11 protein-coding genes are annotated in these 11,371 nt (G+C 61.4%); 3 read left to right on the top strand and 8 right to left on the bottom strand.

All coding sequences use genetic code 11. The features are described 5' to 3' along the window. Positions 1-113 precede the first annotated feature (113 nt). Complete coding sequence (locus BUB60_RS17150; protein ID WP_073081920.1) at positions 114-737, bottom strand: YhbD family protein; 624 nt, start codon at positions 735-737, stop codon at positions 114-116. A 280-nt stretch (positions 738-1,017) separates the two neighbouring features. On the opposite strand from BUB60_RS17150, the gene BUB60_RS17145 reads away from it, so the two are divergent. The 3 genes from BUB60_RS17145 to tlp all read left to right on the top strand — a co-directional run bounded on the left by BUB60_RS17145 (position 1,018) and on the right by tlp (position 3,678). After that, a complete protein-coding gene (locus BUB60_RS17145; protein WP_073081915.1) occupies positions 1,018-1,962 on the top strand; it encodes a family 2A encapsulin nanocompartment shell protein in 945 nt (314 codons plus the stop codon). Beyond that, the gene (locus tag BUB60_RS17140) at positions 1,949-3,376 is read left to right on the top strand and encodes a cysteine desulfurase (RefSeq protein ID WP_073081912.1); all 1,428 of its coding nucleotides are present in this window, start codon (positions 1,949-1,951) and stop codon (positions 3,374-3,376) included. Before BUB60_RS17145 ends, BUB60_RS17140 begins: the two co-directional genes overlap by 14 nt. Before the next feature lie 74 nt (positions 3,377-3,450). After that, complete coding sequence (gene tlp / locus BUB60_RS17135) at positions 3,451-3,678, top strand: small acid-soluble spore protein Tlp (protein WP_073081909.1); 228 nt, start codon at positions 3,451-3,453, stop codon at positions 3,676-3,678. Between the two features lie 168 nt (positions 3,679-3,846). Here the strand turns inward: tlp and amrS are convergent, their stop codons facing one another. From amrS to BUB60_RS17100, 7 genes are all read right to left on the bottom strand, one after another. Then, complete coding sequence (gene amrS / locus BUB60_RS17130) at positions 3,847-4,674, bottom strand: AmmeMemoRadiSam system radical SAM enzyme (protein WP_073081906.1); 828 nt, start codon at positions 4,672-4,674, stop codon at positions 3,847-3,849. Continuing rightward, positions 4,671-6,056, bottom strand: a complete 1,386-nt coding sequence (gene amrA, locus BUB60_RS17125; RefSeq protein WP_073081903.1) for an AmmeMemoRadiSam system protein A — start codon at positions 6,054-6,056, stop codon at positions 4,671-4,673. The genes amrS and amrA overlap by 4 nt, the downstream gene beginning before the upstream one ends. Before the next feature lie 57 nt (positions 6,057-6,113). Next, the gene (locus BUB60_RS17120; RefSeq protein WP_073081882.1) at positions 6,114-6,698 is read right to left on the bottom strand and encodes a GNAT family N-acetyltransferase; all 585 of its coding nucleotides are present in this window, start codon (positions 6,696-6,698) and stop codon (positions 6,114-6,116) included. 78 nt (positions 6,699-6,776) lie between these two features. Beyond that, positions 6,777-7,229, bottom strand: a complete 453-nt coding sequence (locus BUB60_RS17115) for a divergent PAP2 family protein (RefSeq protein ID WP_073081879.1) — start codon at positions 7,227-7,229, stop codon at positions 6,777-6,779. A gap of 95 nt (positions 7,230-7,324) precedes the next feature. Further along, on the bottom strand, positions 7,325-8,098 hold the full coding sequence (locus BUB60_RS17110) for an HAD-IIA family hydrolase (protein ID WP_073081877.1): 774 nt from the start codon (positions 8,096-8,098) through the stop codon (positions 7,325-7,327). Positions 8,099-8,300: 202 nt separating this feature from the next. Beyond that, positions 8,301-9,413: a DUF8173 domain-containing protein gene (locus BUB60_RS17105; protein ID WP_073081874.1), complete on the bottom strand. Its 1,113-nt coding sequence runs from the start codon at positions 9,411-9,413 to the stop codon at positions 8,301-8,303. Positions 9,414-9,534: 121 nt separating this feature from the next. Next, on the bottom strand, positions 9,535-10,962 hold the full coding sequence (locus BUB60_RS17100; RefSeq protein ID WP_073081871.1) for a hypothetical protein: 1,428 nt from the start codon (positions 10,960-10,962) through the stop codon (positions 9,535-9,537). Positions 10,963-11,371: the final 409 nt, after the last annotated feature.

Genomic DNA, 11,371 nt, shown 5'->3' with positions numbered 1-11,371 from the left:
GCGACCTTCCCCGTCCCCCTGATGATGACGCTGTCATAGGCTCCGCCGCCGGTGCTGCCGGAGCCGTTGATGCGGATATCGCCGCGCTTTGTGCTGTCCATATCGATGCCCTCCTATATGAGTTTGAGTTTGATTTCTTCGATCAGCGCGGCCATGTTCTGCCGGCCGATGATCTTGACGCCCTTGTCGGTAACGATGCTGCAGGGCGGCTTGACGATGAAGCAGGAAAACACGCCGAGCTTTCGCGTCAGGAAGACCTCGCAGGCTTCGAGCCCCAGCGCCCCGGCGGCCTCCGTCATCACGTCCAGGAGCGTTTTGCCCTCCTCCAGGCCGATATCTCCCGCGACGATGAGCCTGTTTAATAGAAACAGCGCCGCCAGGTCCGGAAACGACAGCATTTCCCCGCCGCCGCCCTCCTCAAGGAATATCCTCAGCACCTCGGCGGACGCGATGCCGCGGGAGACGATCTCCCCGTGGTCCAGCGCCACCTCGCTCAGCGTCGGCGTAAAGACGTCCGCCAGCTCGTCCAACGAGACGTCCTCCTTCATGCTCTTGATTTTTTCAATGCGGGACAGGACCTTTTGCCTTGGGAAATATGTCTCCTGCCCGGTAAACGACGATTTCTTTATAAACCAGTCCTCGGGGATGAGGCCCTTTCGCTTCCATCTGTACAGCTGCCCGTACGAAATATCCGTCGCGTCCAGCAGCTCTTTTTTGGAGATCAGCTCTTCTTCCATCGTGTCGCCCCCTATATAATTGCAGTGTAACATAACATTGTTACACTGTCAAGAGTTTGTTTCACACCGGCATTTTTTCACGTGATACGCTGGCCGGCTGAACACCGTGCCGCGTCGGCAGGAACAGACGACCGAAGCCGTCCGGATCAACGGGGATGCGGGCATCGCGCCCTACGCGAAGCGGATGTGTGGGAATTTTTGAATAAAATCCCGCCCGGCTCAAAAAATAACGGTATCACCCTCTTTATGCAAAATAAGGATTTACAGCAAGGAGAACATCATGCCTGAAGGATACGACACTATTGACGCGCTGTCGGCGCGCAGCGCTTACCAGCTGGCGGACGTGGTCAAAACCGTACCGCAGTACGGGACGATCACGCCGCGGTGGCTGGCGCGGTTTCTGGAGCTCAAGCCGGTCGACACCGGCATTTTCCGCCTGAACAGGGTCAAGGAACCCGACAGGCTCCTGGACGTGCTCTGCGCGCAGCAGAACAGCGATGACATCCCTGAGGGCTTTATCGACTACGAGCAGACGCCCCGCGAATACATCCTGTCGTCGGTGTCCACCATCGTCAAAATCGGGACGAGGGTCTCCGACCTGTACAGCAAGCCGTACGACCAGATCAAGGAGCAGATCCGCCTGGGGATGGAAAGCCTCAAGGAGAAGCAGGAGTATCTCATCATCAACAGCGACGACTACGGGCTTTTGAAAAACACCGCGCCGGCCCAGCGCGTGGCCTCCCGCACCGGCTCGCCCACGCCGGACGACCTGGACGAGCTGATCTCCCGGGTGTGGAAGGAGCCCTCCTTCTTTCTGGCGCACCCGGCCGCCATCGCCGCCTTCAGCCGGGAATGCACACGGCGGGGCGTGCCGCCCCTGGCGGTGAATCTCTACGGCGGGAATTTCCTGAGCTGGCGAGGCATCCCGCTGGTGCCCTGCGACAAGCTCCTTGTGGACGGGCAGTCCAATACCCACGGCAAAAACGGCAGGACGAACATCCTGCTCATCCGGAGCGGCGAGGCCAGGCAGGGCGTCATCGGCCTGTACCAGTCGGGGCTGCAGGGCGAGCAGTCGAACGGGCTGTCGGTGCGCTTTATGGGGATCGACAACAAGGGCATCGGCTTTTATCTGCTGTCCATTTACTGCTCGGCCGCCATATTGACCGACGACGCCATCGCCGTGCTGGAAAATGTGGAGACGGGCCACTATTATGATTACAAATAACGCCGATGTGGAAAGGCTCATTTTTGACGAAGCCCGCCGTTATTATCCTGAGCTGTTTGGTGCTGGCGCAGCTGCTGGCCGGGACGCGGAAAATCTTCTCGGCCGCGCTGGCGTGTCATCGCCTGTATTCAACGGTTTTGAAGCATGGCCGCTGTTTTTAGACAACACGCCTGCTCCCCTGCCCGCGCCGCTGCCCCGCTCGGGCATTGCCGGCGTGCGGGACGATTTCCCGATTCTCAATGAAAAGGTGAACGGGAAAAACCTCATCTGGTTTGACAACGCCGCCACCACGCAGAAGCCCCAATGCGTTATCGACCGGCTCCGCCGGTTTTACGAGCACGAGAACTCCAACGTCCACCGCGGCGCGCACACGCTGGCCCGCCGGTCGACGGACGCCTACGAGGGCGCGCGCCGCGCCATGGCGGAATTTCTGGGAGCCTCGAGCCCTGATGAGATCGTCTTTGTCCGGGGGACCACCGAGGGGATCAACCTGGTGGCGCGGGCCTGGGGCGAGGGCGCCGTTTCCGAGGGCGACGAGATCCTCGTGTCCGAGCTGGAGCACCACGCCAACATCGTGCCGTGGCAGTTTCTCTGCCGGAAGACGGGCGCCGTTCTCCGGAGCTTCCCGGTGGACGACACGGGCCAAGTGCTCCTCCCGGAATACAAAAGGCTCCTGTCCCGGAAAACAAAGCTCGTGGCCTTCGCCCACGTGTCCAACGTGCTGGGGACGATCACGCCGGCGGAAGAGCTCACGCGCCTGGCGCACGAGGCCGGGGCGCTCGTCCTTATCGACGGCGCGCAGGCCGCGGCGCATCTGCCGGTGGACGTCCGGGCGCTGGGCGCCGATTTCTATGTCTTCTCCGGCCACAAAATCTTTGGCCCCACCGGCGTCGGCGTCCTGTACGGCCGGTACGCGCTGCTCGACGGCATGGCGCCCTATCAGGGCGGCGGCAACATGATCGAGGACGTGACGATGGCGGAAAGCCGCTTCAAGAAGCCGCCGCACAAGTTCGAGGCCGGAACGGGCAACATCGCCGACGCGGTGGGGCTGGAAAGCGCCGTCCGGTACGTCGCGGCCCTGGGACTGCCCGCTGTGGAGCGCTATGAGCACGAGCTTTTAGCCTATATGGCGGCGCGCATCCAGTCTGTCCCCGGCCTTGTGACCGTGGGCAGCGCCGCGCGGAAGTCGGGCATCGTCTCGTTTTATCTGCGCGGCATCGACAGCGACGACGCCGCCCGATATCTCGACGGGGCGGGCATCGCCGTGCGTGCCGGGCACCATTGCGCGCAGCCGGTCCTGCGGCGGTTCGGGCTTGAAAAAATCGTCCGCGCCTCCCTGGCGGTGTACAACACGCCGGAAGAGATCGACGCATTCATCGACGCGCTTAAAAGCCTTGCCCGCCGGGGAACATGAATATATTCCCTCAAATAACGGCGCGCCGGAGCGGAATACTATGCATTGATAATGCTTTAGAAAGGAGGCTGCGCTTGAAAAGAAATCCCGACAACAGAGACGACAATGTGGCACGCATCCAGGAGAGCATCGACGGAACAATGAAAAACATGCGGGAAGCCAGCAGCACGATCCGGGCCACGTCCAGCGATAAAACCCGCGACGAGCTGATCGCCAAAAACGAGCGGCGGGAAGAGGCCCTTGACGGCTTCCGCAGCGAAATCAAGGACGAGGCCGAGCACCTGCGCAACAAAAAGTCGTAAATAAAAAAGACAACCCGCGGCCCAAGAAACCGGAGTTGTCTATTTTTTTCTAAGCCGCGCCCTGTGCATATACGAATTCCATCGGCACCGCGTTTTCGTAGGGCGGGACGACTCGGCCCGCCGTCTGCCGGGCCGCCGCCCTCAGCGGCCCTTTCGCATATTTCAAGTTTATATATTTCCGAGATATACATACTTCAAATGCCGCTGCGCAACGTCGCGGAGACGGTACAGCGTCTCCTTCGGCGTGGGTGTTTTGCCGGCGTATTTGTAGCGGGGGAAAAAGCGCGACAGGTGCAGCGGGATATCGGCGCCCACGCCGGCCAGCCAGGCGGCCAGGGCCTCCATTTCCTCCGCGCCGTCGTTCTCCCCCGGGATCACCAGCGTCGTCACCTCTACGTGGCAGCGCCCCGCGGCCAGGGCGATCGTTGTTTTCACCGTATCCAGATCGCCGCTCAGCCTGCGGTAAAACTCCTCCGTGAAACCCTTGAGGTCGATGTTCATCGCGTCGATCAGGGGGAGAATATCGAGAAGCGGCCGCTCGCAGACATACCCGTTGGTGACGAGGACGTTTTTGAGCCCGCACGCCCGCACCAGCCGCGCGCAGTCGGCCACGTACTCAAAGCCTATGAGCGGCTCGTTATAGGTGAAAGCGACGCCGATATTCCCCTGCGGGACAAGCGCCAGCGCCTTGTCCGCGAGCTGCTCCGGCGGCATATACGCCGTGTCGGCGGAGCCCTCGTCCGCCATGGAGATGCCGCAGTTCTGGCAGAAGGGACAGCGCAGGTTGCAGCCGTAGCTGCCCACCGACAGTATCCGGCTGCCCGGCATAAAACGGTACAGCGGCTTTTTCTCGATGGGGTCCAGCGCCATGGCGGTCAGGCGGCCGTAGTTTGTGCAGACCACCGCGCCGCCCCTGTTGCCCCGGGCGCCGCAAAAGCCGGTGCGGCCTTCCCCGATCACGCAGCTGTGGGGGCAGATCTCGCACCGAACACTCACGTGTGGCGCACCACCTCAAAGCGCTCCAGGCCGACCGGCTCGCCCGGCCTGATGCCGGCCTTCTGGCTGGCGATCGCAATCTGCTGCGCTACCGTGTCCACGCCCTCCAGATTCGGTAGCAGCAGGCCGCGCTTGCGGCCTGTGGAGACGATAACGCCGTAGCGTTTGACGTCCAGCGCGTCCGGCGACTCGATGGGCTCTGGGGACGAGAGCACGTCCACGCTGTAGACGAGCTCGGGCAGCTCCTCGGGCCGCACCTTGTCAAAGCGCGGGTCCTCCGAGCAGGAGCTCACAGCGTTTCTCAGAATCTCCTCGGCAACGCTGCCGGTCACCGGCGCGATGGTGCCGATACAGCCACGGAGGCTTCCGCGCTTTTTCAGCGAGACAAAGACGCCGGCCCTTCTCGCCAGCAGCTCCTCCGGCAGGCCGTCGGGCAGTGTTGCCCGCTGGCCGGTCGTGATAAAATGCTCGACGGACTGCCGCGCCAGCCTGACGTAAGCGTCCTCGCCGTCCCTAAGCTGCCGCAGCCGCGCCGCCTCATGGCTGAGATAGGCGTCGAGGAAGCGGCGCTCGGGATTTTCGCCCTTCGGGATGAAGGACGCGACGCCATAGCCCACGCCGAAGGTCCCCTCGTAGGACAAAAGCTCCGCGTCCACGTCCTTACCGTCCAGCGCGCCGGCCAGGATGATGCAGGAGCGCAGGCCGCATTCGGCGGCCTTTTCGGCAAACTCGGGGGTAAACGTCAGAAACCTCAGAAAATCGCCGGAGGCCATCGCCTCGGTAATCTCCCGGTCGAACTGCACGCCCTCCTCGGCATAGCCGTAGGGACCCTCGGCACTGACCTTGTGGGACAGGTCGCCGCTGGCGATGAGCACCACGCGCTTGCCGGACTTTTCCGCGGCCCGCGCGATACACATCCCGAACCGATAGTGATCCTCCGGCGGCAGGCCGGACAGGCCGGTGCGCACCAGGCGGTAATCGCCGTACTGCTCGTTGATGAACAGGAGCGGGAGCAGCGTGCCGTGGTCGAGGCCGGGATTTCTCTCCCCCAGCGTCCCGGCCGGGATACCGGCCTCCTGCGCCAGTGCCGAGAGCTCAGCCACAAAGCCGGTGTCGTATATCGCCGTCACGGCGACCTGCGGCGCCCGGAACTGGCGCATGTCACCCCCGGCCTTTTCCCCCGGCGAGATGTGGATATAGTCGGCGTACATGACGCTGTGGGGGGACGTGACAACGATCGTCTCGGGCTTGAGCCGCGCTATACGGCGCGCCGCCTCCCGGTAGGCGTCGGCCGTCTTCCGGATTTTCTGTTCCTCTCCCCTGCCCACCTCCGGCAGGATGACCGGAGGATGCGGGACGATAAACGCGCCGATGATCGGCATGATATCCCTCCTCGACAAAAATGTGATGTATACGGTGTAAAAACGGACGGGCGATTATCAATCGCCCGTCGTCCCCATATTTTCCGGGAAACACATGACAGCGCTAGTATCTGCATCTGCTTGATTAATATTTCGCGTCCTCCCGAGCAGCTTTTCATAGAGCACGAATTCGCGTTTATGCAGAACGGCATGGCCTGCCGGGCTGTAGCCCATACGGTCGTACAGGCGCAGCGAGGCCGCGTTCTTTTTAAAGGCGTCGAGGCGGATAGAGGTATAGCCGGCGCCTTTCAGGTGGTTTTCGGCCGCAAGCACCGTCTGCCGGCCGACGCCCATCCCCTGAAAATCGGGATGAACGCAGAGCCTGTGGATCACGGCAACCCTGCCGTCCCGGTCCGTCCAGTCCGCGCCGCCGTACACCCCGTCCTGCTCCTCGTTGAGGACGACGGCCGCGGTGATCCTGCCGCCCCGGGTCAGAATATACATCTGCCGGCCGGCAATGTCTTCCCCAAGGAGCCGCCTGTCGGGATATGTATCGTCCCACTGGTCGATGCGCTGCGTCTGCAGGCGCCTGACCGCCGTTTCAAACAAGTTAAAGATTTCCTCCGCGTCCTTTTCGGACGCGGGCCTGAATATACTTTCCATTGTATTCCCCCTAAAAAGACGTCGGCCGGAAAGCTGAAACGAGCGGTGCGGCGCCTCACCGAGACGCCGCACCACCCGCTAGAACCTGACGACAAAAGCCACGATGATACCGAGCGCGGCGCCGGCGATGACCTGCAGCGGCGAGTGCCCGACGAATTCCTTCAGCTTTTCCTCGGGGGACACGTTCCTCCCCATGGAATCGATAAACTCGACAATGTCGTTTAGAATAATGGCGTGCTTGCCCGTCTCCTTGCGGACGCCCATCGCGTCGTGCATGACGATAAACGCCAAAATCACCGTCACGCCGAACTGGAAGGAGCCGAGGCCGTAGTAAAGCCCGCTCGACGCGGCCACGGCTGTAACGGTGGCCGAGTGGCTGCTGGGCATGCCGCCGTCCCCGATGAGGCGGGGCCAGTCGATTTTCCTGTTGACGATGGCGTGAACTATCGTCTTCAAAATCTGCGCCGCCACCCAGGCGGCAAAGCCGCTCAGGAGCAGTTTATTGCTGATAAGCTGCGAAAACCAATCCATACGCGCGCGTCTTCCTTCAAAAGTTTGACGTTATGATAGCACAAAACAGGCCTAAAGACAATTGAGAAAAACACCGCTCAGCGCTTTTTTTCACTTCAATCCGGGATCTCGCCCACCCCGCCGAGGACGACCCGCGGCCGGTACGGATATTTCTCCATCGACTCCCGCGATGTGACCCCCGACAGGACGAGCACAGTGTCCAGGCCGCTTTCAATGCCGGCGATGATGTCCGTATCCATCCGGTCGCCGATCATGGCCGTCTCCTCGGAATGGACGCCCAGCATGTTGAGCCCCGTGCGCATCATCAGCGGGTTCGGCTTGCCGACATAGTAGGCGCTCCGGCCGGTGGTCAGCTCGATGGGCGCCACCAGGGCCCGGCAGGCCGGAATAATGCCGGTTTCGCTGGGGCCGGTCAGGTCGGAGTTCGTGCCGACCAGCTTCGCGCCGCCGAAGACGAGATGGGAGGCCCGGCAGATTTTATCGTAGCTGTAGCTGTTCGTTTCACCCACGACGACGTAATCGGGGTTTATTTCGTTAATGGTGATGCCGGCGTCGTGCAGGGCATTGTAGAGGCCGGGCTCCCCAATGACGTAGGCGCTGCAGCCGGGATGCTGCCGGCTCAGGAACTTGGCCGTCGCCAGGGCGCTGGTGTAAAAATGGCTCTCGTCCACATCCAGGCCCATGCGGTAGAGCTTCAGCTGCAGCTCCTTCGGCGACCGGCCGCTGGCGTTTGTGAGAAACAGGAATTTCTTGTCCTGCCTGTACAGCCAGCCGACAAACTCCTTGACCCCCGGGAGCAGGCGCTCCCCGTGGTAGATAACGCCGTCCATATCGATGATGAAACCTTTTTTGCCTCTCACTATATCCATAACATGTCTTCCGCCTTCGGCTATTATAATAATCTTATCCCAAAATCATACTAAACTTTATTATATGTAATGAACGCGGCGCCGTCAATCGATTGCCTGTTAAAAATTTCCCGGAAGCTTCGGCACAACGCAGCAGCCCCCGCGCACGACGTGCGCGGGGGCAATGTCTGCGCGGAAACGGTTTTCATCCGTTCCGCCGCGTTTACTCGTGGGGCTTCAATTCTCCCGGAGGGTTGTTTTCCCGCCGCGGCTTCATGCGCACGACCGTGATGCCCAGCGTATAGAACGCACAGAGCAGGGCGATCACGAGCTTCAGGATCGGGACGAGCATCAGCAGCTCGATCACCGCCGCGCCGAGGCCGGCCGACAGATAACGGCTCATCCTGGGCAGCACCACGCGGCCGAGGATCATGCCGGTGATGACGGGCGCGAGATAAATCAAAACCGCGTAGATCGCCAGCACGATAACGCCTATCGGGATCGCGAAAATCGTCAGCATGCAGACCAGCGCCGCCACGGGCATGACGATAAAGGCGATGATGCCGAAGAGCAGGTCCTTCCACCAGCGCTTTCTGAATTCGAGGGCGCGGGCCTTGAAGTAACCACCCCGGAACAGCGTCATCAGAAGGGCCAGGATCACCGCCGTCACGACGCCGACGGCGGCCATGATGACCTTGAACCGGTTGACGCCCTGCTGTCCGGCCGGCTTGTTGTCGTTCCGGGGGTGCATGACCCGCTTGAACGTCATCTTGGCCGGGTCGATATTGGGCGGCAGCTGCGGCTTGACGGTGCCGATCACCGTGAGATGGCCGCCCACCGTCGCGTTTCTGCCGAAGGTGATGTGGTCGCTGCGGATGGTGAGATCGCCGTAAATCGTGCCGTCCTCCGTCACGCTGGCACCGGCCATATAGGCGTCCTGCGCCGTCCCGCCGAAGCTGATGTTGACGCCGCAGAGATAGGCGCCCTTCACGTCGGTGCCGTCGCTCACCGTGACGTCGGCGCCCGTGGCGTAGATATTGCGGGCGCTCTTTGCCCGCACCGTGACGTACTGCCCCAGGGCGAAAATGTTCTGCACCGCGTCCTGATCGGTGATGGTGATGGCCCGGCCGATGGCGATAATATCGCCCTTGACGCCCGCCTCCAGCTTAATGTTCTGCCCGATGGCAACATAGTCGCCGGTGACGTTCCTGTCAGCGATCACATTGCCCGCGAAGTCAAATCTGTTATCCGCGCTGTCCGTCACCGCTGCCGACGCCGTGCCGGCGAGCAGAATGCAGACCAGCGCGAAGCAGAGAACCGTTTTGAGCTTATTCATGAAATCATCCTTTGCCGCTTTTTCGCGATTAGTATTTGGAATACGGCGGCAATTATGAGGATTTCTGTGTCAAAACTAAAAAGAACGGCCCGCGACAGCGGGCCGGAGCGGATTATTTTTGTCAGTAAAGCTTTGAAATGTCCATAAAGCTGCGCAGGCCGTTCATGGTGACGTTGTACTCGTCGGGAACCGTGCCGCTTTTCGGCGATACATAGATTGTCATCCCGCCGCTGTTGAGGGCGAAGTCCACCGGCGCGGCGAGATCCGCCGGGACATTGTCTCCGCGCATCACCTGGAGGAGTGCGGCTTTATACGCGTCCAGCGGCTTTGCCGCCAGGTCGTCGAGCGTCACGGGGCTGCCTGTGGTCAGGTCGAAAACGAGGTGCTGCTGCCTGTAGCCGGGCTTGCCGCTCTTTTCGGCATAGCTGCAGGAGAGCGCCACGCTTAAATAGTTGCCGCAGACGGCCGCGCTGCTGTAAAGCTGTTGGTTTTTTGTGCCCGCCGGCAGCATGCCCGCGGCGGCGTCCCTGACGGTCTTGTTGAGCTGCTGCGCCAGCGCGGAATTGTCCTTATCCACGATTTCGGGTACGGTGAGCGCGGCGCTCTTTTCGTCCAGCGCGGCAAACTCTATCGTCCTGGGATCGTCGGGCGGGAAAACAATCGAGCCGTTGATGGCATCCGTCACGGCCTGCTGGCTTTCAGACGTCATATTGAGAAGGCTTGCGCAGGTCCGGCCGAATTTCGTATCGGGGTATGCCGCGGCGTATGTATTGAGCCTGCCGTGCACCTCCTTCTTTCCGGCGGTAAAATCACTGATATATGCGCCCTCCGGGCCGTAAAGCAGCGTGGCGACCTCCCGCGCGTAAAGCCCGCGCAGCTGCCAGCGCACAAAGCCGTCGCTCGCTTTTAAAAACTCCTTTTCTATGGCGGCGATATCCGCGGCCATAAGGTCCGGGCCCCGCAGCTCGTCCCCGTAGTAGTTGCCCTGCAGCCTGGCGCTGTACTCGATGATGAAAGCGGTCTGCTCCCCGAAAGAGGTCTTCAGCTTATTCAGCGCGGACCAGTTCGTTTCGATGATCGGCGATTCCTCATACCGCACCACCGTCATCAGGCTGTCGAACAGCGCCTGGTAGTCCGCGCGCACCGCCTGGTCCTTGATGTTCGGTATCTTGGTGGGGTCGAGGAGGCCGCCCATCGTGTCGTCCAGCGCCGACATGTAGGCATTGTTCAATATTTTGGTGCTCATGCTGATCGTCACGTCCGGCTGAACCAGCAGCAGGCGCTCCAGCAGCTTATCGTTTTCCTCCGCCGGGAGGTCCCGGGCATTCTGCATGACGTACTGCCCCAGCTCCCCGGCCGCCGGCTCGGTACCGAGCAATTCGTCCACCGCCGTTTTTTCCGGCGACGGGCTGGCCTCCGGCGTTTCCGACGGCGCCGCCGACGGCTCGGGCGATTCCGACGGCCCGGAAGAGCCCGGGAGCCTCCACCCGCAGGACGCCAGCGACAGCACGGCGGCCGCAATCAGCGCGGCTGCAATATATTTTTTCATGATATCCCTCCGGTTTTGATCTCTGCGTTTCTGCCCGCCGGCAGGAATAAAAAACCTTATTTGCTATTATACGACGATCTAAAACGGATAACAATATATATGACCGTTGCAGCGGGGTCTTGCGGGGCGGGAGAAACGGACGGGCGATTGATAATCGCCCCTACCCAGGGCGATGTGTGCGCCGCCCCGGCAAAGGAGAAATCACCGCAGCGCGCCACAAGAACTCCTTCAGTCGGCTACGCCGACAGCTCCCTCAAGGAGGGAGCCTTTGAAGGCTCGGGGCGCAGCAACATATGAGACTCGGAGCGCTCCCCCCAACAGGCCGGGCGCAGCCCGAAAAAGGGGCCCGGGGCGCAGCCCCGCCATTCGGGGGTCATAGGGTGCAGCCCTATACTTCTATCGGGTGGGC

This window comes from Sporobacter termitidis DSM 10068, assembly GCF_900130065.1.
GTDB lineage: Bacteria > Bacillota > Clostridia > Oscillospirales > Oscillospiraceae > Sporobacter > Sporobacter termitidis.
This window is presented reverse-complemented; position numbering and strand designations above follow the sequence as displayed.